Annotated in this window: 29 protein-coding genes; 19 read left to right on the top strand and 10 right to left on the bottom strand. The window is 60.0% G+C overall.

What is annotated here, in order from left to right; genetic code table 11:
* Positions 1-144 precede the first annotated feature (144 nt).
* Positions 145-1,746 (top strand): AbgT family transporter, encoded by a 1,602-nt coding sequence (locus AACH73_RS06485; RefSeq protein WP_338734344.1) that lies wholly within the window; start codon positions 145-147, stop codon positions 1,744-1,746.
* Here the strand turns inward: AACH73_RS06485 and AACH73_RS06480 are convergent.
* Entirely contained in the window at positions 1,728-2,810 is a 1,083-nt protein-coding gene (locus AACH73_RS06480; protein WP_272742136.1) for an alpha/beta hydrolase fold domain-containing protein, read from the bottom strand. The genes AACH73_RS06485 and AACH73_RS06480 overlap by 19 nt on opposite strands.
* A gap of 386 nt (positions 2,811-3,196) precedes the next feature.
* On the opposite strand from AACH73_RS06480, the gene AACH73_RS06475 reads away from it, so the two are divergent.
* A complete protein-coding gene (locus AACH73_RS06475; protein ID WP_013478897.1) occupies positions 3,197-3,400 on the top strand; it encodes a cold-shock protein in 204 nt (67 codons plus the stop codon).
* A 78-nt stretch (positions 3,401-3,478) separates the two neighbouring features.
* Here the strand turns inward: AACH73_RS06475 and gluQRS are convergent, their stop codons facing one another.
* The gene (gene gluQRS, locus AACH73_RS06470) at positions 3,479-4,306 is read right to left on the bottom strand and encodes a tRNA glutamyl-Q(34) synthetase GluQRS (RefSeq protein ID WP_338734343.1); all 828 of its coding nucleotides are present in this window, start codon (positions 4,304-4,306) and stop codon (positions 3,479-3,481) included.
* Between the two features lie 85 nt (positions 4,307-4,391).
* Here gluQRS and AACH73_RS06465 point away from each other — a divergent pair, with 85 nt between their 5' ends.
* From AACH73_RS06465 to AACH73_RS06410, 12 genes are all read left to right on the top strand, one after another.
* Positions 4,392-6,323: a M48 family metalloprotease gene (locus AACH73_RS06465; protein WP_338734342.1), complete on the top strand. Its 1,932-nt coding sequence runs from the start codon at positions 4,392-4,394 to the stop codon at positions 6,321-6,323.
* Positions 6,324-6,465: 142 nt separating this feature from the next.
* Positions 6,466-7,026, top strand: coding sequence for an HNH endonuclease (locus tag AACH73_RS06460; protein WP_272742133.1), 561 nt, complete (start codon positions 6,466-6,468; stop codon positions 7,024-7,026).
* Between the two features lie 44 nt (positions 7,027-7,070).
* Positions 7,071-7,388 carry a hypothetical protein gene (locus tag AACH73_RS06455; protein ID WP_272742132.1) on the top strand — a complete coding sequence of 106 codons (318 nt, stop codon included), beginning with the start codon at positions 7,071-7,073 and terminating at the stop codon, positions 7,386-7,388.
* A 438-nt stretch (positions 7,389-7,826) separates the two neighbouring features.
* Positions 7,827-8,327, top strand: a complete 501-nt coding sequence (locus tag AACH73_RS06450; protein ID WP_338734341.1) for a hypothetical protein — start codon at positions 7,827-7,829, stop codon at positions 8,325-8,327.
* Positions 8,328-8,633: 306 nt separating this feature from the next.
* On the top strand, positions 8,634-9,989 hold the full coding sequence (locus AACH73_RS06445; protein WP_338734340.1) for a replication-associated recombination protein A: 1,356 nt from the start codon (positions 8,634-8,636) through the stop codon (positions 9,987-9,989).
* Positions 9,989-10,462 carry a DUF805 domain-containing protein gene (locus tag AACH73_RS06440; RefSeq protein ID WP_338734339.1) on the top strand — a complete coding sequence of 158 codons (474 nt, stop codon included), beginning with the start codon at positions 9,989-9,991 and terminating at the stop codon, positions 10,460-10,462. The genes AACH73_RS06445 and AACH73_RS06440 overlap by 1 nt, the downstream gene beginning before the upstream one ends.
* 102 nt (positions 10,463-10,564) lie before the next feature.
* Entirely contained in the window at positions 10,565-11,047 is a 483-nt protein-coding gene (locus AACH73_RS06435) for a DUF805 domain-containing protein (RefSeq protein WP_338734338.1), read from the top strand.
* 140 nt (positions 11,048-11,187) lie between these two features.
* Positions 11,188-11,451 (top strand): hypothetical protein, encoded by a 264-nt coding sequence (locus tag AACH73_RS06430; protein ID WP_338734337.1) that lies wholly within the window; start codon positions 11,188-11,190, stop codon positions 11,449-11,451.
* Between the two features lie 43 nt (positions 11,452-11,494).
* On the top strand, positions 11,495-12,367 hold the full coding sequence (locus AACH73_RS06425; protein WP_338734336.1) for an RluA family pseudouridine synthase: 873 nt from the start codon (positions 11,495-11,497) through the stop codon (positions 12,365-12,367).
* 130 nt (positions 12,368-12,497) lie between these two features.
* A complete protein-coding gene (locus tag AACH73_RS06420) occupies positions 12,498-14,204 on the top strand; it encodes a VWA domain-containing protein (RefSeq protein WP_338734335.1) in 1,707 nt (568 codons plus the stop codon).
* 94 nt (positions 14,205-14,298) lie between these two features.
* Positions 14,299-15,765, top strand: coding sequence for a pilus assembly protein TadG-related protein (locus tag AACH73_RS06415; RefSeq protein ID WP_338734334.1), 1,467 nt, complete (start codon positions 14,299-14,301; stop codon positions 15,763-15,765).
* A gap of 215 nt (positions 15,766-15,980) precedes the next feature.
* Positions 15,981-16,394, top strand: coding sequence for a DUF805 domain-containing protein (locus tag AACH73_RS06410; RefSeq protein WP_338734332.1), 414 nt, complete (start codon positions 15,981-15,983; stop codon positions 16,392-16,394).
* Between the two features lie 71 nt (positions 16,395-16,465).
* On the opposite strand, the gene lipB is transcribed toward AACH73_RS06410, so the two are convergent.
* The gene (gene lipB / locus AACH73_RS06405) at positions 16,466-17,302 is read right to left on the bottom strand and encodes a lipoyl(octanoyl) transferase LipB (protein WP_338734331.1); all 837 of its coding nucleotides are present in this window, start codon (positions 17,300-17,302) and stop codon (positions 16,466-16,468) included.
* A gap of 41 nt (positions 17,303-17,343) precedes the next feature.
* Here lipB and AACH73_RS06400 point away from each other — a divergent pair, with 41 nt between their 5' ends.
* From AACH73_RS06400 to AACH73_RS06380, 5 genes are all read left to right on the top strand, one after another.
* On the top strand, positions 17,344-17,625 hold the full coding sequence (locus tag AACH73_RS06400; protein ID WP_013478892.1) for a FliM/FliN family flagellar motor switch protein: 282 nt from the start codon (positions 17,344-17,346) through the stop codon (positions 17,623-17,625).
* Between the two features lie 92 nt (positions 17,626-17,717).
* Entirely contained in the window at positions 17,718-18,074 is a 357-nt protein-coding gene (locus tag AACH73_RS06395) for a metalloregulator ArsR/SmtB family transcription factor (RefSeq protein WP_338734330.1), read from the top strand.
* Positions 18,061-18,549, top strand: coding sequence for an SRPBCC domain-containing protein (locus AACH73_RS06390; protein ID WP_338734329.1), 489 nt, complete (start codon positions 18,061-18,063; stop codon positions 18,547-18,549). The genes AACH73_RS06395 and AACH73_RS06390 overlap by 14 nt, the downstream gene beginning before the upstream one ends.
* 89 nt (positions 18,550-18,638) lie before the next feature.
* Positions 18,639-18,968, top strand: coding sequence for a DUF559 domain-containing protein (locus AACH73_RS06385; protein ID WP_338734328.1), 330 nt, complete (start codon positions 18,639-18,641; stop codon positions 18,966-18,968).
* A 158-nt stretch (positions 18,969-19,126) separates the two neighbouring features.
* On the top strand, positions 19,127-19,675 hold the full coding sequence (locus tag AACH73_RS06380) for a DUF3916 domain-containing protein (RefSeq protein ID WP_338734327.1): 549 nt from the start codon (positions 19,127-19,129) through the stop codon (positions 19,673-19,675).
* 133 nt (positions 19,676-19,808) lie between these two features.
* Here the strand turns inward: AACH73_RS06380 and groL are convergent, their stop codons facing one another.
* From groL to AACH73_RS06345, 7 genes are all read right to left on the bottom strand, one after another.
* Entirely contained in the window at positions 19,809-21,452 is a 1,644-nt protein-coding gene (gene groL, locus AACH73_RS06375; RefSeq protein ID WP_272742117.1) for a chaperonin GroEL, read from the bottom strand.
* Between the two features lie 52 nt (positions 21,453-21,504).
* Positions 21,505-21,795, bottom strand: a complete 291-nt coding sequence (groES, locus tag AACH73_RS06370) for a co-chaperone GroES (protein WP_013478704.1) — start codon at positions 21,793-21,795, stop codon at positions 21,505-21,507.
* 277 nt (positions 21,796-22,072) lie between these two features.
* On the bottom strand, positions 22,073-22,900 hold the full coding sequence (locus AACH73_RS06365) for an endonuclease/exonuclease/phosphatase family protein (protein WP_338734324.1): 828 nt from the start codon (positions 22,898-22,900) through the stop codon (positions 22,073-22,075).
* Between the two features lie 52 nt (positions 22,901-22,952).
* Entirely contained in the window at positions 22,953-23,906 is a 954-nt protein-coding gene (locus AACH73_RS06360; RefSeq protein ID WP_338734323.1) for a TraB/GumN family protein, read from the bottom strand.
* Positions 23,907-23,966: 60 nt separating this feature from the next.
* Complete coding sequence (locus AACH73_RS06355) at positions 23,967-24,203, bottom strand: helix-turn-helix transcriptional regulator (protein ID WP_272742114.1); 237 nt, start codon at positions 24,201-24,203, stop codon at positions 23,967-23,969.
* A gap of 1 nt (position 24,204) precedes the next feature.
* Entirely contained in the window at positions 24,205-24,693 is a 489-nt protein-coding gene (locus tag AACH73_RS06350; RefSeq protein ID WP_338734322.1) for a hypothetical protein, read from the bottom strand.
* A 148-nt stretch (positions 24,694-24,841) separates the two neighbouring features.
* On the bottom strand, positions 24,842-25,516 hold the full coding sequence (locus AACH73_RS06345; RefSeq protein WP_272742112.1) for a hypothetical protein: 675 nt from the start codon (positions 25,514-25,516) through the stop codon (positions 24,842-24,844).
* Between the last annotated feature and the right edge of the window lie 69 nt (positions 25,517-25,585).

Below are 25,585 nucleotides of genomic sequence, written 5' to 3'. Positions count from 1 at the left end.
GCCCGAAGGCCACGCGGCGACGAAGCATAGCCATCTTTATCGGTTTTCTATTTTTTGACGATTGCCATCGTTTGCACGAAATCGGAGCGGTTTACAGGCGGAAAACCTCCGCTAACCTGTGGCTTTGCAGTAAAGGAGCGCAGGGTGAACGGGCCTCAATCGCAAGACGCCATACGGCGATCCAAAGGTTTTCTGGGGCTGGTCGAAAAGGCCGGCAATCTGCTGCCTGACCCGGTGATGATTTTCGTCTGGCTGATACTGGGCCTGATGGTGCTTTCGACCATCGGCGCGCATTTCGGCTGGTCGGCCTCCATCCCCTACAGCGGCGACGAAGCCCCGCACTGGGCGATGCTCGACAACGGCGTGGTGACCTACACGGCGACCAGCCTGTTTACTGCCGAAAATATCGGGCGGCTTCTGGTCGATATGCCGAAGACCCTGACCGGTTTTGCGCCGCTGGGCGTGGTGGTCGTGGTCATGTATGGGGCGGCCGTGGCCGAACGCTCAGGCCTGTTTTCGGCGCTGATCCGCTCCTCGCTGCGCAATGCCCCGCGCGCCATCCTGACCCCGTGCGTGATCATAACCGGCATGGTGTCGCACCATGCGTCCGATGCGGCCTATGTGGTGTTCATCCCTCTGGCTGGGCTGATCTATGCCTCGGTCGGCAGGCACCCGCTGGTGGGGATCGCCGCAGCCTTCGCCGCTGTTTCCGGCGGCTATGCGGGCAATATCACACCGGGGCAGATTGATGTGCTGCTGTTCGGGTTCACTCAGGAGGCCGCCCGCATCATCGACCCGGAATGGACGATGAACCCGCTTGGCAACTGGTGGTTCATCCTCGCCATTGTCGGCCTGTTCACCCCGGTGGCGTGGTTCATTACCGATAAGGTTGTCGAGCCGCGTCTGGGCAAGTGGGGCGGTTCGCCGGACACCGAACTTCAGGCCGAACTGGCCAAGTCCGAAATCGCACCCGCCGAGACAAAGGGCCTGAAACGCGCCGGGATCGTCGCGGTGCTGGTCGTTGCCGGATTCGCGGCTTTGGCGTTGTGGCCCGGCTATACCCCCCTGATCAAGGAAGAGGCCACAGGCCCGGCGCAGCTTCAGCCCTTCTATGCCGCCCTGATCGCCGGCTTCTTCCTGCTGTTTATCACCACGGCTATCGCCTTTGGGACGGCGGCAGGGACCATCAAATCCGACAACGACGTAGTGAAGATGATGGGTGAGGGGATACGCTCGCTGGCGCCCTATCTGGTCTTTGCCTTCTTCGCTGCGCACTTTGTGGCCATGTTCAATTGGTCACGGTTGGGGCCGATCACCGCCATCAATGGTGCCGAAATCCTCAAGGCGTGGGGTTTACCCGCTCCGCTGCTTCTGGTCAGCGTGTTGTTGTTCTCGTCGATACTCGACCTGTTTATCGGCTCGGCCTCGGCCAAGTGGTCGGCGCTGGCCCCCGTGGTGGTGCCGATGTTCATGCTGGTCGGCATTTCGCCGGAAATGACCACAGCGGCCTACCGCATGGGTGACAGCTACACCAATATCATGACGCCGCTGATGTCCTACTTCCCGCTGATTCTGGCCTTCACGCGCCGGTGGGACGCCAGTATGGGCGTCGGCTCCCTGCTGGCCCTGATGCTGCCCTATGCGCTGAGCTTCATGGTGGCGGGGATCGGCCTGACGGCGGCCTGGGTGGCGCTTGACCTGCCGCTGGGGCCGGGCGCACAGGTGCACTACACCCCGGCGTCCTGATCCGGTGAGGTGGTCAGTTCACTCCACAGCGCCGCCATATCGCGCACGGCGGCCTGAGCGTGATCGACCACCCCGGCAAACAGCGGAAAGCCCAGAGGCAGGGTGTCATAGCGGCGATAGAGGGTGTGCGTGCGGCCTTCCATCAGACGCCGCGCATAGCGTTCGGCCTGAGCCGCCAGCGGATCAAGCCCGCCGGAGACGATCAGGGTCTTGGGCTGACCATTGATCACCTCTTCGCGCAGGGGGGACAGGGCGACATCGCTCAGGCCCGTGCCCGCGCCGGCATAGTGGCCGATCATGATATCAAGATCGGCGGCGCTGATCGGCCAACTTCGGGCGAAGCGGCTCGTTTTCAGGTCTGGGTCCGACAGGTCAAGCAGCGGCGTGACCAAAAGCTGCGCCACGGGCAGGGGCTTGAAATCGCGGCGCAGATCCAGACACAGGCGCGCGGCCATATTGCCGCCCATACCAATGCCACCGATGGCCGCCTGACCCGAGGTCGCGCCTAATCGGCCCAGATTGGCCAGCGCCCAGTCCCACGCCATTCGCGCGTCGTCATACCCCGCCGGAAAGCGGTGTTCGGGGGCCAGGCGATAGGCGGGTAAAAACACCGGACAGCGCGCCTCATGCGCCAGCAGGCTGGCGAAGGCGAGGCTCAGTTCGGGGCCGCCCAGCACGCCGCCCCCGTCATGGAACAGCACCAGCAGCGGGGAATTGTGGTCGATACGCTGCGGCCGGATCAATTGGCCATTGACCAGCCCGCCATCTCCGGCGGTTTCGACCTTCACCCGGACCTCAGACCCCGCGCTCATCAGGGCCGCTGCTTCCTGCCAGTCTTCGCGCGCCCCTTCGACCGAGGTGCCGGTCAGGCTGAGCGGCGTGCGCTGATCCTGACGCGCGAAAAAAGTCTTCCAAAGAAAGGTGATCTGCGTGTCGAGCGTGCGCCCGTCTACGTGGACGATGCCGCCGCCGGAGAGGAATTTCAGCACGGCAAACGGCAGGCGCAACACCTGACGCAGAAGCAGGCGTCTCAGGACGGATTGACGGGGCGGCGACAAACGCATGGCAGCCTTTGAAAGCAATAGGCGGCTATTGTTAGGCGTGTTCGTGCGAACCGACAAGCACCTTGGCGGTGTCAAGGGAGGGGCGGCTCTCATCTCATGCGGTAAAGTAACACATGATGGCCCAGAGTAAGTATTAATAATGAACTTTAACAGTCCGTCCCCGTAACAGCGATTTATTGCCGCATCCGAGGAAATATATGGGATTTTTATTTGACCGCTTCCGAAAGCTGCGTCTTACTCTCTGTCGCAATTCGTGATCTGGCTGCCGACTGCTCGGAAGCGGGATTTCCCGGTTTCCTGAACTCAAACTGCGCTACCGAGAACGACGATTGTAGGGGAGGTTTGCTCCCGAACACCTCGATACTGCTTTTGACTAAGGAGAGCACATGGCCGAAGGTACGGTTAAGTGGTTCAATGCCACCAAGGGTTTTGGTTTTATTCAACCGGCCGAAGGCGGTAACGACGTCTTTGTCCACATCACCGCTGTTCAGCGCGCGGGCCTGCAAGGGCTGGCGGACGGTCAGAAGCTCTCCTACGAGCTTCAGACCGAGCGCGGCAAGACCGCCGCTGTCAATCTGCAACTGCTGTAATTCCCTTATCTTTAAGGGTTTTCAAAAAGGCCGTCCCGTTCTGCGGGGCGGCTTTTCGTTATCCGTGGTGAGACTCTTTCACGCCTTCGGCGTCGCTGCGATCAGGGCTCTTATCGCTTCGGCGTCCATGCCTTCGTGCCGGTAGTCACGTAGGCTTTTGGAGTCCTTGCGTTTGGCAAGTCGTCTTCCCTGATCGTCGAGCAGCAAGGCGTGATGCCGATACACCGGCGTCGGCAAACCCAGCAAACCTTGCAGCAGAACCTGCGTATGGGTGGCGGCAAACAGATCGTGGCCACGGTGGATGTGCGTAATGCCCTGCCGCGCATCGTCAATCACCACCGCCAGATGGTAGGCGACGCCGATATCCTTGCGCCCCAGCACCACATCGCCATTGACCTCAGGCCGCGCCGTCTGCGGGCCGGTTTCGCCGTCGGGTCCGTGACCGTTTTCGACAAAACCCAGCCGGTCCCATTTTGCGCCCAGCGCTTCACGCGCCGCCGCCAAGGACAGACGCCACGAGGGTTCGCGCTCAGCAGGTCCATTCTCCGCTACGGCGTCCCCTTCCTGCGGGGCCCCCTGCGCTGCCTGCGCCAGCTCCTTGCGCGTCTTGTAACAGGCATAGACCAGCCCGCGTGCCCGCAAAGTCTCCAGCGCCGCCTCATAGTCGGCCAGATGATCGGATTGCCGCAATACCGGTTGCGGCCACCCCAGCCCCAGCCCGCGCAGGTCTTCATAAATCCCCGTCTCGTATTCCGGGCGGCAGCGCGTGCGGTCTATGTCTTCGATCCGCAACAGGCACTCCCCGCCCGCCTGACACGCCGCCTCAAACGCCGTCAGGGCCGCATAGGCATGACCCAGATGCAGATAGCCGGTCGGCGAGGGGGCAAAACGGGTGCGGTAGGTCATCCTCTTGATCTATCAGATTAAACAGGTACGGTCATGGTGAAAGCGCGGTGGAAAGGCACCGTCGTGGCAATTAGGGGGGAAGTTTATGGGCCGGACAATTGAAATTCCCAAAGTGCAAACGCCTTGGGGTTTGGGCGGTGTTATTGAAGATCGCTATAAGCCTATGGTCGAGCAACTGGAGGCCTTTTCACGAGATCATCCGGAGGCCTACCGCTGGCGGGTGCTGGGTGCGGCGCTGATGGGCTACGCCTTTCTGGCGTTGGTATTGGGCGGGCTGATTGTACTGACTGTAGGGGTTGTCGTCATTGCCATAGCCACACATCTGGTGGCGTTGCTGGCCAAGGTGGCAATTGTCTTTCTGGTAATGGGTTTCTACCTGGTGCGCGCCTTGTGGATAAGATTTGAAACCCCAAAAGGTGTCGTTGTCGCCGCTCGTGAGGCTCCGGCTTTGTTTGCTGCACTTGAGGAGATTCGACGCCTGACCAGAGGTCCCAAGGTTAAAAAGGTCCTGGTCACTGACGAGTTCAACGCCGCTATCGTGCAGGTTCCGCGTTTAGGTATATTCGGTTGGCACGACAATTATCTGTTGCTTGGCTTACCCTTGCTGATGGCCTTATCCGAAAGCGAGGTGAAGGCGGTGATCGCGCATGAGTACGGCCATCTGGCGGGTGCGCACGGTAAGTTATCGGCTTGGATTTATCGGGTGCGTCAAACGTGGGCGCGCCTGTCCTATGCCTTTGAGACCGGTGGCATGGCGTCTGTGCTTAAGGGCTTTTTCAACTGGTATGGTCCTTGGTTCAATGCCTACAGCTTCGTCTTGGCGCGCTCGAATGAATACGAGGCCGATCGGTGCGCCGCTCTGGTGGCGGGTCCGGCAACGGCGGCGTCGGCTCTGGTGCGAGTCAGTGCGGAAGGGCATCGCTTTGCCGCGCACTGGGACGCCCTGCAAAACTATAATCGCACGGCGAAAGCACCGGCGACCTTACCCTATGCAGGACTGGCCATGCGTTTCGCCGAACAGCCCGCAGAGGCCGATCAGGCACAGGCCTTATCTGAGGCGCTAAAAAGACAAACAGACTTGCACGATACGCATCCCTGCCTCTCAGACCGGTTGGCCGCCCTTGGAGAAGCGACACCGGCACTTGCAGTCGTCGAGTATAGCGGCGCTAAGGGATTTCTAGGCGACGCGCTTACGACGCAACTGGTGGAACGTTTTGACGCCGAGTGGTGGCGCGAAGCGGCGCCGGTATGGGAGGATATTTACAAGCAAGCCGAAAGTATGCGTGCCCGTCGGCGGGAACTCGATACGATGGCGGCGCAAGGCTCGCTTGATGAAGAGCCTTATTGGGAGCGTGTCAACCTTATCGAGTATGAAGGCGATGTGGCGACGGCACAGGCTCTGGCAGAAGCTTGGGCGCAGTCTCATCCTGACGATCTGATTGTGCGGCGCCGTGTCGCACAATTCTACCTGGATCAAGGGGATGCAAAGGGGGTTGAACACATGCAACCCGTACTTGACGGTGCCGATCATGGTCAACGCGGACAGGCTTTGTACGGTTTAGCCGCGTATTATGCGCAGTTTGATCCGGACAATCCGAAAAACGCGCAGATTATCGAAGGCATAATAGAGGCCGAGCGTTTCAGGGAGCGTGTACAGGATCATTTTTCGCGGTTACCACCCACCACGACGCTTGAGCCACCGCATCTGCCGGAAGCTACACTGAGCGCGCTCAAGCGGGTCCTTGCCGTACATTATGCCATCAAATCCCTATGGATCGCCAAGCGCAGCTTCCCGGATGATCCGGCGATCGTGCAATATATCGCCCTTTATATCTGTCGTGACCGTAAGGCGGAGATGGATATCAAAAACGAATTTATGGACGACGTGCTGAGGGTGCTTCAACCGCACGGGGCGGCACTGGCAGTTGAAAGTGTACCGGCATATGACTGGTTGCGCAGACGTTTGGTTCATCTTGAAGGCTCGGAGGTCCGCCGCCACAGTACATCTGGGGCGTAATCCTCCCTGTCATGCAAAGTTCACTGTTTTCTTTTTGTGGAATCGGGTTCTTACTGAGCTTGTGGATAAGCTTCTCAGCTAGAAGGAGTTCGGTCTTCCGGTACGATTATCCCGTTGCATCTCCGATCGCATGGAGGCGTCCATGCAGGTCCTGAAAAATCCGCCCTCTGACTGGCGGGCCCTGGTCCTGAACGCCGATTTCAGGCCGCTCTCCTATTACCCGCTTTCGACCCGGCCGTGGCAGGATGTCGTGAAGGCGGTGTTCGAAGGTCGCGTCGATGTGGTTTCGACCTATGATGTCGAAATCCGCTCGCCCTCGATGACCATGCGTCTGCCCAGCGTCATCAGCCTCAAGACCTATATCGACCAGAACCGTCCGCCGGCCTTCACGCGCTATAATGTCTTCCTGCGCGATCAGTTCAGTTGCCAGTATTGCGGCTGCCGCCACGACCTCACCTTTGACCATGTGCTGCCCGTTTCGCAGGGCGGCAAGTCCACCTGGACCAATATCATTACCGCCTGCGCCCCCTGCAACTTGCGTAAAGGGGGAAAAACACCCCAACAGGCACAGATGGCACTGGCCAAAAATCCACACCGCCCGACAATGTATCAGCTTCAGGAGCTGGGACGGCGTTTTCCGCCTCACTATCTTCACGAAAGTTGGGTAGATTACCTGTATTGGGATACGCTGCTCGAACCCTGACGGGGTGAGGGGCGTATATGGGTATTCTTCGGGCTGAGTAAGACATGTCGCAGCGCGTGCGCTTTGAGTTGGATCGCCGGAACTTCGGCGTGATACGCTTTCCCCGTGACAAGGGACAGACGGCCATTTCCCTTAAGTCGATTGAGGCGGCGCTGGCCCGGACGCTGGACGTGCAGGTCGAGGCGCGGCGTGAGCGCCTGTTCGGCCCCAAGGTGCCGCGCTTTGCCTATATGGGTGAGGTGCTGGCGGTGCGTGTGCTCGAGTCCGGCGATGCGGTGCTGGACCTGTCGCACGCCGATGATGAGGCGCGTGAGACGATCATCGAACATATGCGCCTGTCGGAAGATTTCGAGAGTTTTTGAGGGGTTTTAAACCACGGATAGACACGGATAGCCGCTGGCGCGGCCTCACGGATATTCATTGTGCGCCTGAGAGGTTCGGTGCGCGGATCATCTGTGTCAGGCGGGCTTTGCCCGCCGCATCTGTGTCATCTGTGGAGATTCTCTGCTTTGGAGTTTCAAACGCCGGTGCGGACGTCTTCGCTCTTATCTCTTCGGGCGAAGCCCTTTGTTTTTTCACCACGGATGTACACGGATAGCCGCTGGCGCGGCCTCACGGATATTTATTGCCCGCCTGAGAAGCCCGGAGCGCGGATCATCCGTGTTCGGCGGGCGAAGCCCGCCATCCGTGTCTATCCGTGGCAAAAATCTATCCCCGCAGAGACAGACGCAATTTCAACCGCTTAAGCGCATTTTCTCACAATCTGTCCCCGCCGCAGAAACCTCTGTCATGCTGCGTCCATGACACAGATCGCCGCTCACATCCCCGCCGCCCACACCGCTGCCTATGCCCGCCTGACCCGTCTCGCGGATCAGATTCTGACCGCGCTCGAAACCGCGCCGCGTCCGACCACGGCTATCGAGATTGGTCGCACCGCCCGCGCCATCATGGCCGTCGAGCGGATGTTGCGGGGGATATACACGCCGTTGCTGAAGGCGAAACCGAAGCCGGTCAAGGAAGCAACAGCCGAGACGCCCGCTGCGTCTCGCCGCCTTCGCGCCGATCCACCCGCTCCGTTGCGCCCTGACGGGCTTACAGGGGAGGAGACAGGCCGCCCCGTGACGGTAGGGGAGAAAGCCCGTGAACCGTCAGAGGCGGCAAAGTCACAAGCAGCGCCCGCCGCTTCTCCGCATGGCGAGTGGTCAAAGGGCTTGGCCGATAAACAGGCTCAGATGCGCGAACAACGCGCCGCCCGCATCGGCAAATGGCCCGACGGTTCGCCGTATAAAAAATCTGGCTAACCTCTCCTCCCTGCGGCCTTGCCGCGGGGATCGGGCCGCCGGTGCGGGTGGCAGCGAACGCCGTGAGCGGACGGAGGGGAGACTCGGAAGAGGAGCCTGCACTGGCTTTTGAAGTGCGTACCTCCCAAGTGCCGTGTATGTGACTACTAACGGCGCAATCCCCCTCCGTCTCCTCGTTTCACTCGCATCCACCTCCCCATCGCTAACGCGACAGGGAGGAGAGGACGGAGCCAGATCGAGAAAAAACCCGAGGATGGTCCATTTCACGGCTTTTCCTGTCCCGGCAACATGTTCTATACATGTTCCATGTCTTCTGCGCCCCATGACCTGTTTCAGGCGGCTGGCCTGACGCCGTCCGCCCCGACCCTGACCGCCGCGCCCGAAGGGTTCAAGCCGCTGGCTGAGCGTTTGCGGCCGCAGGCCCTGTCCGAGATCGTGGGGCAGGATCATCTGCTGGGCGAAGGCGGGGCTATTGCGCGCGCCGTCGATCGCGGGTTTTTGCCGTCGCTGATCCTGTGGGGGCCGCCGGGCGTCGGCAAGACGACCATTGCGCGGTTGCTGGCCGCCAGCGTCGGCTATGAGTTTCAGCAGATTTCGGCGGTTTTTTCCGGCGTCGCCGATCTGAAAAAGGCCTTTGAATATGCGCAGGCCCGTCGCAATCAGGGGGTGCGCAGCGTCCTGTTTGTCGATGAAATCCATCGCTTTAACCGCGCCCAGCAGGACAGCTTCCTGCCCTATGTCGAAGCCGGCGTGGTCACCCTGATCGGGGCGACGACGGAAAACCCGTCGTTTGAGCTAAACGGCGCGCTTTTGTCGCGCTGTCAGGTGTTTGTGCTGAAACGCCTCGACGATGAGGCGATGGACAAGCTCATCACCCGCGCCGAAACGCATTTGGGGCACGCCCTGCCGCTGCTGGACGAGGCGAAGGAGACGCTGAAAGGCCTGGCTGACGGCGACGGGCGCTATCTGTTGACCCTGATCGAGTCTCTGGCGTCTATGGGGTTTGAGGCGCCGCTGAACAGCGAGGCCCTGCTGCAAAACCTGCAAAAGCGCCGCCCCAATTACGATAAGGACCGCGAAGGCCACTACAACCTGATCTCGGCCCTGCATAAGTCGGTGCGCGGGTCCGACCCCGACGCGGCGCTCTACTGGTTCGCGCGGATGCTTCAGGGGGGCGAAGACCCGCTGTACATCGTGCGGCGGATGCAGCGCATGGCCTCCGAAGACATCGGCAATGCCGATCCCATGTCGCTGATCATGACCAATGCGGCGCGCGAAACCTATGAGGTGCTGGGCTCTCCGGAAGGCGAACTGGCCATTGCTCAGGCGCTGGTGCACATGGCCTCGGCCCCCAAATCGAACGCCGTCTATACGGCCTTCAAGGCGGCGATGAAGGCGGCGAAGGACACCGCGACGCTGGACCCGCCCGAAGTCATCCGCAATGCCCCGACGAAATTGATGAAACAACTGGGCTATGGCGAAGGCTATATCTACGACCCGGATGACCCCGACGGGTTTTCGGGGCAGAACTATTTTCCGGACGGTATGGCAAGGCCGCGCTTCTACGACCCGAAGGGCGAGGGGCACGAGGGCAAGACGCGGCAAAGGCTTGAATACTGGGCGCAATTGCGGGAAAAGAAACAACAGCAAAGGGGGGAGTGATGTACGATCTGGGGGGAGAGTCTTACCTTTATCTTGCGGCTGTTTCTGTGTTGCCATCTGCACTGGCGATTGCGTGGTTTAATCTCAAAAAACCTGCGGATGCCCTTCGTTTCGGAGCTCCGCCGTATGGACGGTTAAGCCTCGGCAGCGGTGTCGTGACGGCACTGGTGCGCGGGCTGAATTTCACAGGTCGCGCCACCCGCTCACAATTCTGGTGGTTTGTTCTGATCTATCTCACGGTGCTGTTTCCTGTCGGTTTTCTGGCCAAAGATTACAATCCCGTCTTGGGCGATATCGTCTATGCTCTGATTGCCGTGCCGATGCTTTCCGTGGGCGTGCGCCGTCTTCATGACATAGGCCGCAGCGGGTTGTGGTGGTTGCTTTTGCCGACAGTACTGGGTGTTCTGCCGCTGATTGTCTTATGGACCTTACCGGGGCAAAAGCGACAGGCGGAACCGGAGTCTGTGTTTTAACCAATCAAGTCACACTCACCTCTCACTCCTGTGATAATCGCTCCCCATTTCCGGCCCATTTCGCGCCCAGACTTGCCTTCACGCTGATGAAGGAGGCGCGCTATGTCACCGGAAACCCTGCAACAACTGGCCGTTCTGCTGCTGTGGATTGCGCCGGCTTTTCTGCCATTTGTCATTCATCCTAACGGACCCAACCGCTTTGGCGCGCCGCACCGCACGGAAGGGTTTGAAGCGGCGGTACGCGGCGGCCTTGCGCGCGCCTTCGATTTCAAAGGCCGGGCGTCGCGCGGCGAATATGGCGGCTTCCTGCTGCTGTTTGTCGGCGTCTATTGCGCCGCGGCCCTGATGGACGGTGCTTTTGGGCTGAGCGGCTTTTATATCGCGCCCATGCTGCTGCTGGTCCCTTATGTGGCGGTTACCACGCGGCGTTTGCACGATCTCAACCGGTCCGGCTGGTGGCAGTTGCTGGCTCTGGGGGCGGGCGTCTTCGTGCTGTTCTTCCTGCTGGCGCAACCGTCGCCGCAGCCTTTGCGCCAGACCCTGCGCCGTCCGGTGGGGCCGGTACGTATGGCTGGTCATCGTTAGATAAAGCCTGTACCGTCACCGATCAGAGCGGGATGATTTTCAAGCGGAAATCATCCCGCTCTAAATTTTTGTTAGGTCGCGATATTTTTGTCGAAAATCGCTCACCTTTTTCGACATATCGCTCTGGCGAGAGGTGACGAATGAACCGGGTCAGACAGGTTCTGAAGATACTGGCGTGGGGCGTAGCGGTGGCGTTTGCCGCCGTGGTGCTTGTGGCCCTCTATGCCCCGTATGAGGCCGGTCAGGTGTTGCGCGCCCTCAATATCGGCATCAGCGGGCAGGGGCTGGCCGTCTGGGCCGCCTTTGCGCTGGGGGCGCTGATCATCCTGGCCGCCCTGTTCGGTTCGCTGAGCGGCTCCGGCTTTCAGGGCCGTCGCGGTGCGGGCAAACGTCGTGAGGACTGAAAGGCCTATGGGCAAGCGCACACGGCTATAGTATGAGCCGCGCATGACCCCGAAAAAGCAGGACAAGCTCAACCGTAAAAAGGCCTCGCGTCAGTCGCCGCAGCACAAAGCCGCCATTGCCGAGCGCGAAGCTAGGGGGTGGGCGCGCCCCGTCCAGACGCCCAAAAACCCCAAGGCCATCGACCGGCCGCTGAAACTGTCCGACGAAGAGATCGTGTGGGTGAAATCCATGCTGATCCACGAAGATGGGGTGATTATGGGCTTTAACAAGCCGTCCAACCTGTCGTCACAGGGCGGGCGCGGCAATTTCCATAATCTCGATGACATGCTGTGGGCCTTCGCCCGCTCGAACGGCAATAAGCCACGTCTGCTGCACCGGCTGGACCGCGACACGTCGGGCATTATTCTGGCGGCCAAAACGCGCACCTCGGCGGCCTTTGTCGGCAACGCCATTGCGGCGCGCGATGTGCATAAGACCTATGTGTGCATCGTCGCCCGTCCGCACAACCTCAAAGACGAGGGCGTTATCGACGTGCCTCTGCGTCGTGAAGAGATCGGGCGCGAAGCCTATAGCCGCGTCTGCGCCGCCGATCATCCCGAAGCGCTGAGAGCCCGCACCACCTATCGCGTGCTCAGCCGCACGGACACGTCGGCGCTGGTGCAATGTGAACCCTTTACCGGGCGGATGCATCAGATCCGCGTGCATATGGCGCATCTGGGGTGCCCCATTGCGGGCGATGTGCGGTATGGCGGCGCGCTCAGCCTCGACGGCGTGCGCGTCCCGCGCCTGATGCTGCACGCCCGCGCCATAGAGTTTCCGCATCCGGATGGCGGCCGCCGTCGCTGGGAAGCGCCGCTGAGCCCCGACCTTCAGGCGCTATGTGCACAGGCCGGGCTGAATCTTGAGAAAATCTAGGTAAGCCTCTCATTTATTTACCATAAATCCGCATATTGCTTAATGCGTCATTAGGCAGATTTCTTGCCGCTTCGTTAACGTCCCAACTGTCATAGGTGCGCGGGTATGTGTATCTGACGGGCTGAGTGACATGCTGGAACCATTGCGCAGAGGTTGGCGTCAGTTGGAGCAGACGGCGCGGTCGTTGCTGTTCTGGCGCGATGTCCGGGGCAATACCGTCATCGTCTTCGGCCTGATCGCGGCGACTCTGGCGGCAGCGACAGGGGCGGGCGTCGAGTTCAGCCAGGCGCATGAGCAGACCAACCGTCTTCAGGACGCCGCCGACGCGGCGGCCCTGCGCGGGGCCTTGATGGCCAAGGACGAGACGGCGGCCAAAAGCGCTGCCGATACCGTCTTTGCCCTTAATCTGATCGACAGCGGCATTACGCCGACGTCCAAAGGCCTGAGCTTTGAAACCAGCGGATCGCACAAGACCGCCATCTATGCGGCCCGCGCGCAGATACAGACCTCTTTTCTGCGGTTGATGGGCATCAATACGCTCACTGTTGCCGCGACCTCGACCGCCGAAGCCGAACTGCGCAAATCCGAGATCGCCCTGGTGCTCGACTCCACGGGGTCCATGTCGCGGGATTCGCGCATGACCAATCTCAAGGCTGCGGTCGATAGCGTTCTGGCCTCCCTGCTGGTCAACGGCCAGAATGTGTGGGGCGCCAAGGTCGGCATCGTCCCTTTCGATACGCAGGTCAATATCAAGGGCGTGCCGGCGAGCGGCATTGCCGGGGAGTTCGGCGAAACGCCCTACAGCTATAGCTGCACGGGCAGCGGCATGAACGCCGATAGCTGTACGTCTTTGGGGACGACGCGCGATCTGATGTGCAGTGGAAGCGCCGATGTGGCGGCGTGCAAGGCCAATGCCCGTCTCTATGCCTATACCTATAACGGCAGCTATCGGGTCTTCGTGACCTCCTACTTTGCGCAGAACAACGGCTATTGCTGGGTCAATTACAGCTACAGCTATTGCGGTTATACGGTCGTGTCGCGCACCGACGCCTATTCGACGACCAACTGGGCGCGGACCTCCAGTTCCAGCAATTCGACGCCGTGGTCCTATGCGGCCTATTACAGCCGCCCCAACAGCAGCTACGCCCAATATACCGGCACGATCACCGCTACACCGACCAGTGCCGGGGGCTACGGGTCGGGCTCGACGACCACCATCAAGGACAACAGCACCATTACGGCCAATGCCGACCTTTTGGGTGTCGGCACCGATAGCTGGAATGGCTGCGTCATCGACCGCAAGCAGCCCTATGACGTGTCGGGGCAATCCCCGATCGCCAGCACGCCCGATACCCTCTACCCGGCGGCAAAATGCGCCACCAACAACCTGCTGCCCGTCATGGGTCTGACGACCGATATTGCGGCCGTGCGCGCCCACGCCCAGAAACTCACCCCGGCAGGCAATACCAATATTACCATCGGCGTACAGTGGGGGATGGAGCTTCTGTCGCCGGAACTGCCGTTCAATACGGCACAGTCCTACAGCGACAAGAGTAATTACAAGTATATGATCGTCATTACTGATGGCGAGAATACGCAGAACCGCTGGACCACCTCGGCGACCTCGATCAATCAGCGCACGCTTCTGGCCTGTCAGGCGGCGAAGGATCTGGGCATCACGGTCTATACGATCCGCGTGATGGAGGGCAATTCCGATATGCTGAAGGCCTGCGCCAGCCGTCCGGACTACTTCTACGACGTGACGGCGGCCAGCCAGCTTTCCTCCACCCTGGCCAAGGTTTTCTATTCGATCCAGAGCACGCGCCTGACGAAGTAGAGGGCGCAGCGCTATCGGCGGGCAGTAGAATGAATATTAAGCATTGGCCCATATATTGCACAGTTGATGCCGATGCGAATAACCGGATAAGCCCATGCGCCTGCCTGCCTTTCTCTTAGATCGTCGTGGAAACACGGCCGTTATGTTCGGTCTGTTTGTCTTTGTTTTGGCGGCTGCGGTGGCCGGAGCGGTCGATTTCTCGAACGTCGTGAGCCGCCGGAGCAAGGCGCAGGATGCGCTGGATGCGGCGACCCTGGCCGTTGCCATTCTGCGACCGACAACGGTTGATCAGGCCAAGGCGGCAGTTACTCTGCGTCTGAAGCAGGAGTTGGGGGACAATCCGGACGGCGTTCAGATTGATCAGTTTAATTATGACACAACCACGCGCACCTATTATGTAACGGCCAAGGGCACCTACAAGCCTTATCTGCTGGGGGTGGTGAATATCACAGCCCTGCCGTATCAGGTGCTAAGCAAGACGGTTCAGGCCGCCAACGGTACGCTGGAACTGTCGCTGGTTCTCGATAACACGGACTCGATGGGGCAACTGCTGTCCGGGAGCAAGACGCGACTGGATGTCTTGAAGACGGCGGCCACCAATCTTGTGAACACGGTGATGACCCCGGCAAACAAAGACTATGTGAAGGTCGCCATCGTACCCTATGCCGACTACGTTAATGTCGGACTGGCCAATCGCAGCCAAACGTGGATATCGGTAGGAGCCGACTACACGGTGCCGGCGGCGGCACAGACATGTACCACGATTTCGACCAAGCAGGTCTGTACAGGGGGCAAAACTACCACCTGTACTGGCCTCAAGGACGGTGTGCCTTACACCTACTCCTGTACAACAGGTCAGGTTTGCACGACCGTAAACATAACGCCCTACACTTCCTGTAATAACCCGCAACCCACGTATTACAAATGGTATGGGTGTGTGCGCCATCAGGTCGATACGAAAACCAAGATGGTGCTTATGCCGGATCCCTTGACAGCCTATACCGGAGTCCTCGATACCTCGCAAAAGTGCCCTACGGCCATACAGCCGCTGACCAATGACAGTACGGTGGTCACCAATGCTATCAAGGGGTTGGTTAACAGCATAGGTAGCTATAAGCCGGACACCTTCATTCCCGGCGGGCTTATCTGGGGGGTCAACACTCTTTCGCCACCGGCGCCATTCAAGGAAGGGCAGGCCTATGATACCAAAAACAAGGAACCGAAGAAGGTTATCGTGCTGATGACGGACGGGGCAAATACCCTCTACACAAATGCCTCCGGACAGATCGTATCGGCAGCGAGCGGAAGTCCTCCGACCATCAGTTCTACACTGATTGCCCCCACCTATACGGCTCAGGCCAATGTCTGTAACTACGCCAAGGGCAAGAATATCGAAATTTTCGTTATCGGCCTTGGGGTTACGGATGCGACCGCGCTGGCGTCCCTCAAATCCTGCGCGTCGGATGCTCAACACTATTTCGATGCGCAGAACGCCAATGACCTGATTAATGCCTTTGAGGTCATCGGCGGCAAGCTCAGCGTTGTGCGCCTGATGCAGTAGAGCGATATGTCGAAAAGTGTGAGCGGTTTTCGACAAAAATATAGCGACAAACCAGAAATAAAGAGCGGGAAGATTCTTCCATCTGAAATCCTCCCGCTCCAGCCGTGACAGAAAAGCGGCGCTGCCTCAGATAAGCGTCTTTTCTCAACCGGTTGACGGTGTTAAGCGAAGAGGAGGAAACGACGGTTTCCGCCTCTTTTGCTTTTGGATAGCCCATGACTCAGAAAATCGACTGGAGCGAACTGTTCTTTTCGTCCACTGGACGGGTGCGTCAGACGCCGTTTCTGATCGCGCTGGCGGTGCTGGTCGGGTTGTTCATGATCTATGACTCGGCCATTACCGGCGCACCGCGCGTCCTGACCGGGTGGGTGGTCTATCCGGCTCTGTTGTTCTGCGCGGCGTGCGTTTTGTCGAAGCGCCTGCACGACCGGGGGCGCTCCGGCTGGTGGGCGGCGGTAATCCTTATTGCGTTTATGATGGTGTGGCCACGCCCGGATAATTTTCTCGATTTTGTCGGCGCGCTGGTGCTGCTGTGGGCGGCTATTGACTTGGGCGCGATGCCCGGCGAGAGGGGCGCGAACAGGTATGGGCGTTCCACGCGGTTTGCATCGCCCATCGAGCAAAACTAAAAACCGAGAGAGGCGCGAACAGGTACGGGCGTTCCACGCGGTTTGCCGAGCCCCTCGAGACGATTTGACGCTTATTCGGCCAGATCCACCGGCCCGAAGCGTTCGATAAATTCCTGACGCAGGGCGTAGTCCACCTCATCCATGTTCACCGGCAGGCCCAGATCAATCAGGCTGGTCACCCCGTGTTCGGAGATGCCACACGGCACTATGCCATTGAAATGGCTGAGGTCCGGCTCGACGTTCAGGCTGACGCCGTGGAAGCTGACCCAGCGGCGCAGCTTGATGCCGATGGCGGCAATCTTGTCTTCCCGATAGCGCTGCTCAGGCGCCGCAGGGGCTCCTCGCAGGGGCTCGGTCGGCCGGTCGGCCTTGCCGGGTTCTAACGAACCCGGAGAGGGAACCGGTGTGACGCCCTTGTCGCGGCGTTCGACCCACACGCCGACGCGCCCGTCGCGGATATGACCTTCGACATTGAACTGCCACAGGGTGCCGATGATCCAGCCTTCCAGCGCCTTGATAAAGGCGCGGATGTCCTTGCTGCGCCGGTTAAGGTCCAGCATCACATAGATCACCCGCTGACCGGGGCCGTGATAGGTGAACTGCCCGCCGCGCGCGCTGTCGAACACTTCGAAACGATCGGGCTCCAGCAGGTCTTCGCGTTTGGCCGACACGCCGGCCGTATAGAGGGGCGGGTGTTCGATCAGCCAGATCAGCTCGCGCGCCTCGCCCTTGAGGATGGCTTCGACGCGCGCCTCCATCGCGGCCACCGCGTCGGGATAGGACACCTGACCCGCTGAGACGCGCCATTCCGGCAGACCCTTCTCCGGGTCTTTCAGGAAAAAGTCCGGCGACACAAAATCGGACGGAGTGTCATTGGAATCGGCGGGGCTTAACCTGTCGTTCAGCATGTTCGGCCATTCTGCGGCGGTGGGGTAGGACTCCTCCCTATATGGGTATTCAAGGGATCAAGTCGAGCGTGTCGTCTCAGGTCAATTCCGTACCGGTGGAAATCTCAGTGCTTCTGGGGCGATCCGTCCTGCCGATGCAGCAGCTTCTGCGCATGGGCCGCGGCGCGGTCATCCCGCTGGACGCGCGTGAGCACGATGAGGTGTGGATACTGGCCAACAACCACCCGGTGGCGCGCGGCGAAATCCAGATTTTTGAAGAGAAGATCTCGATCGTGGTGACCCGCCCGGCCAATGTCTATGACTTTATGGCCCTGGGGAATTAACCCCCCTCTGCTCTGCATTTTTCCGTTTGCCTCAGACGATTCAGTCGTAAGGCGTTTGCGTTTTACGTTTGTTCGGCTTAATGCTGAACCAAATGGCTCAGTATTCCAGCGCGCGCCTTGATGCTTCTTTTGCCGCTCTTTCGGACCCGACCCGCCGCGGGGTTCTGGAGCAATTGGGGCGCGCGGACGCGTCGATTACGGACCTAGCTGACCGGTTTCACATGACCCTCACCGGTATGAAGAAGCATATCAGCCTGTTGGAGAAGGCCGGCTTTGTCACGACAGAGAAGGCCGGACGAGTGCGCACATGCCGATTAGGGCATGAGCGGATGGAGGAAGAGGTCGCTTGGATCGAAAACTACCGCCGGCTTTGGGACGCCCGCTTTGAGGCACTGGATCAGGTGGTCGCGGAATTGAAGCAGAGGGAGGCAGATAATGACGCAGGCTAATCAGACTGCAATGGAGCGCATCTCCGATCGCGAATTTGTGGTGAGGCGAACCGTCGATGGTTCAGTGCGGCTGGTGTTCAAGGCGTGGAGCGAACCGGAGTTGTTCCGGCGCTGGTGGACGCCGAAATCGTTCGGCATGACCATCCATTCCTGCGAGATGGACGTGCGCACCGGCGGCGGCTACCGGCTGGTGATCAGCCATCCGTCGATGCCGGAGCCGATGGCCTTCTTCGGCAAATATATCGAGGTAGTCCCCGGCGAGCGTATCGTCTGGACGAATGAAGAAAGCGGCGAAGAGGGGGCCGTGACCACGGTGACCTTCGAGGGGCGCGGGGAGCAGACTCTGGTCGTCTGGCGCGATCTTTACCCGTCGAAAGAGGCGCTGGACGAGGCCATGGTGTCGGGGGCCACAAGCGGCTTCGACGAGCAGTTCGATCAGTTGGATGAGATGGTTGCGGAACTGGGGGCGGAGTAAATCATACATCCCCGTCTATGCCGGGGAGGGGGACCGCACGAGCCACGAAGTGGTGAGATGTGGTGGTGGGGTATCTTGAGGGGGATAGAATGAACGACGCCGTTAAGCGCAAGACTGCGTCGGCGCGGCAGATGCGCAAGGCTCTGACCACTCCGGAATGGTTGCTGTGGGAACACTTGAATCACCGCACCGATGGTCTCATCTTTAAGCGCCAGTTTGCGATAGGTCCGTATATCCTTGATTTTTATTGCTTCAAGGCACGGCTGGCTGTGGAAGTGGACGGCACCTTGCACAGTCTGGATGACCGCGCGAAAAAGACGCGGCGCGCGATGCGTGGTTACACTTGCAGGGCCTTGAGGTTTGCCGCCTGGCCGCCGCTGATTTGTACCGGGATGCTGACGGCGTCGCGGATGGGGTGAGGCTGCTGGCTTTGGAGCGAGCGGCGCGCTTTTCAAAGATATAAGAACCCCCACCACCTCATCTCACCGCCTTCGGCGGCTCGTGCGGTCCCGCTCCCCAGCAGAGCTGGGGAGGTATAAGATAGGTATTTCAACATAGTAGAACGTGGAAGACGGTTATGACCAAACGATACATTTCCGACTTTCTGTATCGCCGTCAGCGTCGAACCAAGACAATAATGCGAAACACGAAGGTGTGGTCGCAAACGCTTGCCGATGAATGGCCGGAGGCAACACCGCGTGGACGGGGATTTAATAACTGGAAAACGCCTGTTTGGAGCGGGCTGATCAATCCGCCTCGATCCTCGCTGCATACCCAGCGTCGTTATATAGAGCTTATCCTGCGCGCAGCGGCAAAGATGCAATCCTGCAAACCTGAACACCTCCGTCATGCACGGGTAACGGCCATAATCTCTTATCCAGACCTGTTTCGCAGTAGCGTCGATGTGTTTTTCGATCAGGATTATTGGGCGGCTTTCGCAATCCGTTCGGATGTGAATGATCTATGGGTGCCCATACCGACCTCGCGCAGTCTGATGAAGTCTTACGGTCTGAAAATAAAAGCAGGCTTTAGGGAGCAAGGCTACAGCACCTACTGGCGCGACGATGACTTTGATCCGCCGTATGAAAACCGTCAACAGGTCTGGATTTACAGCGAAGTGATGTAAAAAAGAGCGGGTCTCACGACCCGCTCTTTCCACATAAGACTCGAAAATTTTTCGAAGAACCGCTTCGAGAAAAATTTCCTCGCTATGGACCTTTGTCCACGTCCCGATCCGCAGGATCGGGACGTGAGCCAAATTAGAAGTCCATACCGCCCATGCCGCCCATGCCGCCGCCGGGCATAGCCGGGGCCGCTTCCTTCTTCGGGGCTTCGACCACGGCGGCTTCCGTCGTGATCAAGAGGCCCGACACCGAAGCGGCGTCTTGCAGAGCGGTACGCACAACCTTGGCCGGGTCGATGACGCCATCGGCGACCAGGTCCACGTACTTTTCGGTCTGAGCGTTGAAGCCGAAGTTGGCTTCGTTCGATTCCAGCACCTTGCCGACGACGATCGAGCCTTCGACGCCTGCGTTTTCCGAGATCTGACGGATCGGAGCCTGCAGAGCCTTGCGCACGATGGCGATACCGGCGGTCTGATCGTCATTGTCGCCGGTCAGGTCGGCCAGCTTCTTCGACGCCTTCAGCAGAGCCGTACCACCGCCCGGAACGATACCTTCGTCCACGGCCGCGCGGGTCGCGTTCAGGGCGTCATCGACGCGGTCCTTCTTTTCCTTCACTTCGACTTCGGTCGAGCCGCCGACGCGGATGACCGCGACGCCGCCGGCCAGCTTGGCCAGACGCTCTTGCAGCTTTTCCTTGTCGTAGTCCGAGGTGGTTTCTTCGATCTGTTGCTTGATCTGAGCCACGCGGCCTTCGATTTCCGCCTTTTCACCGACGCCATCGACCACGGTGGTGGTTTCCTTGGTGATCGTCACCTTCTTGGCGCGGCCCAGCATGTCGAGGGTCACGGTCTCAAGCTTGATGCCGATGTCTTCGGAGATCACCTGACCGGCGGTCAGGATGGCGATGTCTTCCAGCATGGCCTTGCGGCGGTCGCCGAAGCCCGGAGCCTTGACGGCGGCGACGCGCAGGCCACCACGCAGGCGGTTGACGACGAGCGTGGCCAGAGCCTCGCCTTCGACGTCTTCGGCGATGATCAGCAGCGGGCGGCCCGACTGAACCACGGCTTCGAGGATCGGCAGGATGGGTTGCAGGGTCGAGATCTTCTTGTCGAAGATCAGGATGTACGGGTCTTCGAGGACCGCTTCCATCTTGTCCGGGTTGGTGACGAAGTAGGGCGACAGGTAGCCGCGGTCGAATTGCATGCCTTCGACGACGTCCAGCTCGGTTTCGGCGGTCTTGGCTTCTTCGACGGTGATCACGCCTTCGTTGCCGACCTTGGCCATGGCGTCAGCGATCATCTGACCGACTTCGGTGTCGCCGTTGGCCGAGATGGTGCCGACCTGAGCGATTTCCGAGTTCGAGGTGACGGGCTTGGACGAAGCCTTGATTTCGGCGATGGCAACGGCCACGGCCTTGTCGATACCGCGCTTCAGGTCCATCGGGTTGCGGCCCGAAGACACCGACTTCAGACCTTCGACGGCGATGGCCTGAGCCAGAACCGTGGCGGTCGTGGTGCCGTCACCGGCCTTGTCGTTGGTCTTGGAGGCAACTTCACGGATCAGTTGCGCGCCCAGGTTTTCGAACTTATCGGCCAGTTCGATTTCCTTGGCGACCGAGACGCCGTCCTTGGTCGAGCGCGGCGCGCCGAACGACTTTTCAAGGATGACATTGCGGCCCTTGGGGCCAAGCGTGACCTTCACGGCATTGGCGAGGACATTGACGCCGCGCAGGATCTTGTCGCGCGCGTCCGAGGAAAACAGTACGTCTTTAGCAGCCATTTCGGGTGTTCCTTTGGTTGCGTATTATCGGGATAGGGAGGGACAGAGCGGATTAACGCTCAACCACACCCAGGATGTCGGATTCTTTGAGGATCAGCAGGTCTTCGCCGTTCAGCTTGACCTCGGTGCCGCCCCACTTGCCAAACAGAACGCGGTCGCCGACCTTCACGTCCAGAGCGACTTGCTCGCCCTTTTCGTTGCGGGCGCCCGGCCCGACAGCGACGACTTCGCCTTCTTGCGGCTTTTCCTTGGCCGTATCAGGGATGATGATCCCGCCCTTGGTCTTGGCTTCTTCTTCAACGCGCTTCACGAGAACGCGGTCGCCCAGCGGACGAAAGCTCATATGATGTCTCCGATGTTATTCAGATGAATGTTAGCACTCAGTATGTCCGAGTGCTAACGCGCCCCTGAGTTAGGGTCGGTACCGGAGAGAGTCAAGAAGTGCCGCAGCGAATTCGTGTGAAATTTTTTCGCCGGGCTTGAGGTGAAATGAGTGGGTCAAACCACAGATTTCACAGACGGCACAGATTAAGGGACTTAGGCCGAAAGCGCTTCGGTTGCCACCTCACAGGCGCGAAGCGCCCATCTGTGAAATCTGTGTCACCTGCGGTTACCTATACCTATTTCAGCTCGATATCGGCCACGATGGGGAAGTGGTCGGAAATGACCTTGCCCGAAAAGCTGTCGGTTAGGGTGGCAAAACGGGTCACAGTCAGAGCGCGTTCGACAAAGATGTGGTCGATGGCGTCGCCATCGGTCTGATGGATATCAAAGTCGTTGAAGGTGCCCGTCGGGCCGAAGCGGCGCAGGCTGGCGACGCGGGTATCTTTCAGCGGGCTGGTGTCGGCGGTGAAGCGCTTATAGGGCGCGCTGGTGAGGCCGCTGTTAAAGTCGCCCAGCACGATCAGATGCGCGCCCGGCACAGTCGGCAGGCTCAGAATCTGCGCCGCACAGTTTTCGCGCGCCTTGACACCGACATGGTCGAAATGGGCATTGCGCACATCAAAGACCTGACCACTGCGTTTGTCCTTGAGGATCAGACGGGTGAAGGTGCGCGGCAGGGCGGCATCGGCGTCCTTCGATGGCGTATCGGGCGTCTGACCGCACCACTGCGTCACGGCTGAGACTTTTTCAAAGCGGCTGCGGTGCCAGAAAACGGTTGTGCTTTCGCCGGCCTTGGCGCCGTCATCGCGACCGACCCCGTAATGGTCATAGTCTTGAAGGGCTTGCGACAGGTCATCGACCATCGGCAGCAGGGCCTCCTGTAGGCCCAGCACGTCGGGCTGAACAAAGGCGATCTGCGCCGCCATGCGCGGGCCGCGCTCCGGCCAGGGCGGCACGTCCTGCGGATTGGCGTAGCGGATATTGTAGCTCATCAGGCGCAGGGTCTCGGCAGAAACCGGTGAGGCGATAAGCAGGGCGGCGGCGAGGAGGGGTAGCAGCTTCATGGGGTCAGTTTAGGGCGTGGGATGCGCGGGGTCCAATGACATTCATATGACGTCAAAGCGCGGGTGTGGTTACGGTCGCGCCCTGCTGTTCCAGTTGCTGCAACGCTCCGCCGGGGGTGAGCAGCGCCGACAAGGGCAGAACCATTATCGACTTGCCCGGTGTTTCCAGCGCCTTGTTGATCGCTCCAACCGTCTGTTCGACCGACTGCCCCAGCATGGCCTTGGTGGACGGTGCGCCTTCGAGGCAGGCCAGTAGCGCCGAATCCGGTGACAAACGCTGCACGGCCTTAAGGTCGCCAATGGCCCAGGCCTTGGTGGCGGCGAGGGCGTTTTTGACCGCAAAGTCGATCTCATCCAGCGTGGCGGCGACGCAATACGCCTCCTGTTGCGCGCTGAAATCGTCGATGCGCCCCAGAGTCTTGGCCACGGAGAAGCTGCCCGACGGTCTGGTCTTCAGCTTCTGCGCCTTGGCAAACCGAAGCAGCGTCTTTTCCGGGTCGCGCGTGGCAATCCCCGCCTTGTCATAGACGTCTTCGCGCAGTGTGGCTGCGGCCCAGATGGACGACAGTTTTTTGTACTTTTGGCGGTCCAGACCGTAGGTGTCGGCCAGCGCATAAAAGCGCTTCGACAGATCGGGCCGCAAGACTTCATCCAGCGTTTTGCCCAGCGGCAGGCGGCGATCCATCAGCAGTCGCGCGCCGCCGATCAGCCCGCCTTTGGCTTCGGGCGCGGTGAGCAGTACATTCGACAGGCCGATAACGCGCTCGACGCGCTTCGAATCCCACGGAATACGCTTGGTCATCACCGGCATGGCCCCCAGCACATAGACCTCACTATCGCCCTTGCGCACCCGCCACAGGGCCGGACCGGGCAGGCGCGCGGTCACCACCACGTCGGTGACCCACGCTTCGCCGTCCCTGACGGTGGCACCTTCGCGGAGTGTTTCCTGTGCGAAGGCCATGGGCGCGCTCAGGACCAGCACAGCGAACAGGACGGGTTTGAACATGGTGAGGCTCCTTGTCACCCCTATATAGGCCGCACGGACGTGACCGGAATGGGGCAGGGCTCAGTCGCCGGCCTTAAGGGACAGATCCGCTGGGTCGGGAAGATATTCCATGATATCGGCGGGCTGACAGTCCAGCAAAAAGCAGATTTTCGACAGGGTATCGAAACGCATCCCCTTCACCTTTCCGGTGCGCAGAAGCGACATCTGGGTTTCCGAGATGCCGACCTGTGCGGCCAAATCCTTGGCGCGCATCTTGCGCCGGGCCAGCATCACATCAAGCGTTACATTGACCGGCATATCAGACGTACTGCTCCAGTTCCGCCGACAGGGCCTCGCGCGCCGTCTGAAGCGCGCGGATGCGCTGGCTTAGGCCAAGCAGGATGAGGCCCAGAGCCACAAATGTCAGGGTCAGCAGGACGTCATTCGTGACGCCGGGCTGCCGACCGGTATTGTTATAGACCTCGCCCCATACCCAAGGTGTGGCGTTCAGACCTATAGCCAGACCGCCAAGCATCAACCCCGCCCCGCTGCGGCCTAGCCCTTTGCACAGGACCGGCTCCCGCGGTGTATGCGGACGAAAACGGGCGATCGTGTCGGCGGCGAACCACAGGGCAATCGCGAAGAAGCCATATGGCAACAGTGGTAAGCCGCCCTGCAACAGCGCCAGACCGAAAACGTCGGGCCGATGGCCGGTATGCGCCCACAGTTTCGGCGACTGAACGATCATCAGCAGACCCATGATCCCCATCGGCAGGCCGATCATGATTTTAAGAAAAAGGGCCTTCATACGAAGCTCTCCATATCGGTTTGCAGCTTCGCCCCGGCCTGCGTAATCAGCCACAGCATCAGGCCGATCAGCAATCTGAATGAAGACATAACGACATGCCCCCGAAAAATTAATCCCGGGGGTATATAAATTTAAATCAGAATTAAAGTCAAGAGCCGGTGAGCCGCAGGCCCAATGCCTGTTTGACCTGCCGGGCCTGACGCGCCAGATCGGTCAGGGCCCAGCCTGGCACGACCATCAGCACCACGGAGGCCACGGCAAAAACCAGTGTCCGCAAGGCGCCATTATCGCCAAACATAAAGCTCAGGGCCGCCATAGCCAGCCACCCAACCGAGGGCACAATCATCCAGTCGCGGCGGCACGCCGCTCCGGTCACGGCGCTGATCAGGGCAAACACGATCGCCAGAAAGGCCATGTTTGACACAGGATTGTAGCTGTTGGCGAGGACATTGCCGATCGAATAGACGAAGATACCGGCGGCGGCGAACAGCCATGCCGCTGAGACCGCCTCGGTTCGCCAGTTGGACAACAGGCTGTGTTTGCGCACGCGCAGGGCGATGACCACTGTGCCGATCAGTCCTGCGGTAAAATAAAAGAGGCCATAGGGCAGGGCCGGCAGAAGTCCGGCATAGGCCAGACTCAGGCACAGATGGCCGATCCCCAGCACACTGCCCCACCACAGCAGGATCGGTCCCCCCGCCAGCCCGGCCGATTCTCCACGTTCCATCAGCCGTCGCAGCCGCGTCAGCTCGTCATCCATCCCGGCGACATCCTCCGCCGTCAGGGGCGGTAGCAGGTTATCGAGCCTTGGGCCCTGGATCATGGCGCGCTCCTCTTTGTTAGTATAAGCGTTACCACTGATTGCCTGAACGTAAAGCGGAATCGTGAGGGT

It is taken from the genome of Asticcacaulis sp. DW145 (assembly GCF_037101385.1).
In the GTDB taxonomy this organism is placed as follows: domain Bacteria; phylum Pseudomonadota; class Alphaproteobacteria; order Caulobacterales; family Caulobacteraceae; genus Asticcacaulis; species Asticcacaulis currens.
This window is presented reverse-complemented; position numbering and strand designations above follow the sequence as displayed.

What these genes read in the sequence shown, in the direction of transcription:
- AACH73_RS06480 (WP_272742136.1), bottom strand. Translation starts at nt 2,810, where the DNA reads ATGCGTTTGTCGCCGCCCCGTCAATCCGTCCTGAGACGCCTGCTTCTG.
- AACH73_RS06475 (WP_013478897.1), top strand. Translation starts at nt 3,197, where the DNA reads ATGGCCGAAGGTACGGTTAAGTGGTTCAATGCCACCAAGGGTTTTGGT.
- gluQRS (WP_338734343.1), bottom strand. Translation starts at nt 4,306, where the DNA reads ATGACCTACCGCACCCGTTTTGCCCCCTCGCCGACCGGCTATCTGCAT.
- AACH73_RS06465 (WP_338734342.1), top strand. Translation starts at nt 4,392, where the DNA reads ATGGGCCGGACAATTGAAATTCCCAAAGTGCAAACGCCTTGGGGTTTG.
- AACH73_RS06460 (WP_272742133.1), top strand. Translation starts at nt 6,466, where the DNA reads ATGCAGGTCCTGAAAAATCCGCCCTCTGACTGGCGGGCCCTGGTCCTG.
- AACH73_RS06455 (WP_272742132.1), top strand. Translation starts at nt 7,071, where the DNA reads ATGTCGCAGCGCGTGCGCTTTGAGTTGGATCGCCGGAACTTCGGCGTG.
- AACH73_RS06450 (WP_338734341.1), top strand. Translation starts at nt 7,827, where the DNA reads ATGACACAGATCGCCGCTCACATCCCCGCCGCCCACACCGCTGCCTAT.
- AACH73_RS06445 (WP_338734340.1), top strand. Translation starts at nt 8,634, where the DNA reads ATGTCTTCTGCGCCCCATGACCTGTTTCAGGCGGCTGGCCTGACGCCG.
- AACH73_RS06440 (WP_338734339.1), top strand. Translation starts at nt 9,989, where the DNA reads ATGTACGATCTGGGGGGAGAGTCTTACCTTTATCTTGCGGCTGTTTCT.
- AACH73_RS06435 (WP_338734338.1), top strand. Translation starts at nt 10,565, where the DNA reads ATGTCACCGGAAACCCTGCAACAACTGGCCGTTCTGCTGCTGTGGATT.
- AACH73_RS06430 (WP_338734337.1), top strand. Translation starts at nt 11,188, where the DNA reads ATGAACCGGGTCAGACAGGTTCTGAAGATACTGGCGTGGGGCGTAGCG.
- AACH73_RS06425 (WP_338734336.1), top strand. Translation starts at nt 11,495, where the DNA reads ATGACCCCGAAAAAGCAGGACAAGCTCAACCGTAAAAAGGCCTCGCGT.
- AACH73_RS06420 (WP_338734335.1), top strand. Translation starts at nt 12,498, where the DNA reads ATGCTGGAACCATTGCGCAGAGGTTGGCGTCAGTTGGAGCAGACGGCG.
- AACH73_RS06415 (WP_338734334.1), top strand. Translation starts at nt 14,299, where the DNA reads ATGCGCCTGCCTGCCTTTCTCTTAGATCGTCGTGGAAACACGGCCGTT.
- AACH73_RS06410 (WP_338734332.1), top strand. Translation starts at nt 15,981, where the DNA reads ATGACTCAGAAAATCGACTGGAGCGAACTGTTCTTTTCGTCCACTGGA.
- lipB (WP_338734331.1), bottom strand. Translation starts at nt 17,302, where the DNA reads ATGCTGAACGACAGGTTAAGCCCCGCCGATTCCAATGACACTCCGTCC.
- AACH73_RS06400 (WP_013478892.1), top strand. Translation starts at nt 17,344, where the DNA reads ATGGGTATTCAAGGGATCAAGTCGAGCGTGTCGTCTCAGGTCAATTCC.
- AACH73_RS06395 (WP_338734330.1), top strand. Translation starts at nt 17,718, where the DNA reads ATGGCTCAGTATTCCAGCGCGCGCCTTGATGCTTCTTTTGCCGCTCTT.
- AACH73_RS06390 (WP_338734329.1), top strand. Translation starts at nt 18,061, where the DNA reads ATGACGCAGGCTAATCAGACTGCAATGGAGCGCATCTCCGATCGCGAA.
- AACH73_RS06385 (WP_338734328.1), top strand. Translation starts at nt 18,639, where the DNA reads ATGAACGACGCCGTTAAGCGCAAGACTGCGTCGGCGCGGCAGATGCGC.
- AACH73_RS06380 (WP_338734327.1), top strand. Translation starts at nt 19,127, where the DNA reads ATGACCAAACGATACATTTCCGACTTTCTGTATCGCCGTCAGCGTCGA.
- groL (WP_272742117.1), bottom strand. Translation starts at nt 21,452, where the DNA reads ATGGCTGCTAAAGACGTACTGTTTTCCTCGGACGCGCGCGACAAGATC.
- groES (WP_013478704.1), bottom strand. Translation starts at nt 21,795, where the DNA reads ATGAGCTTTCGTCCGCTGGGCGACCGCGTTCTCGTGAAGCGCGTTGAA.
- AACH73_RS06365 (WP_338734324.1), bottom strand. Translation starts at nt 22,900, where the DNA reads ATGAAGCTGCTACCCCTCCTCGCCGCCGCCCTGCTTATCGCCTCACCG.
- AACH73_RS06360 (WP_338734323.1), bottom strand. Translation starts at nt 23,906, where the DNA reads ATGTTCAAACCCGTCCTGTTCGCTGTGCTGGTCCTGAGCGCGCCCATG.
- AACH73_RS06355 (WP_272742114.1), bottom strand. Translation starts at nt 24,203, where the DNA reads ATGCCGGTCAATGTAACGCTTGATGTGATGCTGGCCCGGCGCAAGATG.
- AACH73_RS06350 (WP_338734322.1), bottom strand. Translation starts at nt 24,693, where the DNA reads ATGAAGGCCCTTTTTCTTAAAATCATGATCGGCCTGCCGATGGGGATC.
- AACH73_RS06345 (WP_272742112.1), bottom strand. Translation starts at nt 25,516, where the DNA reads ATGATCCAGGGCCCAAGGCTCGATAACCTGCTACCGCCCCTGACGGCG.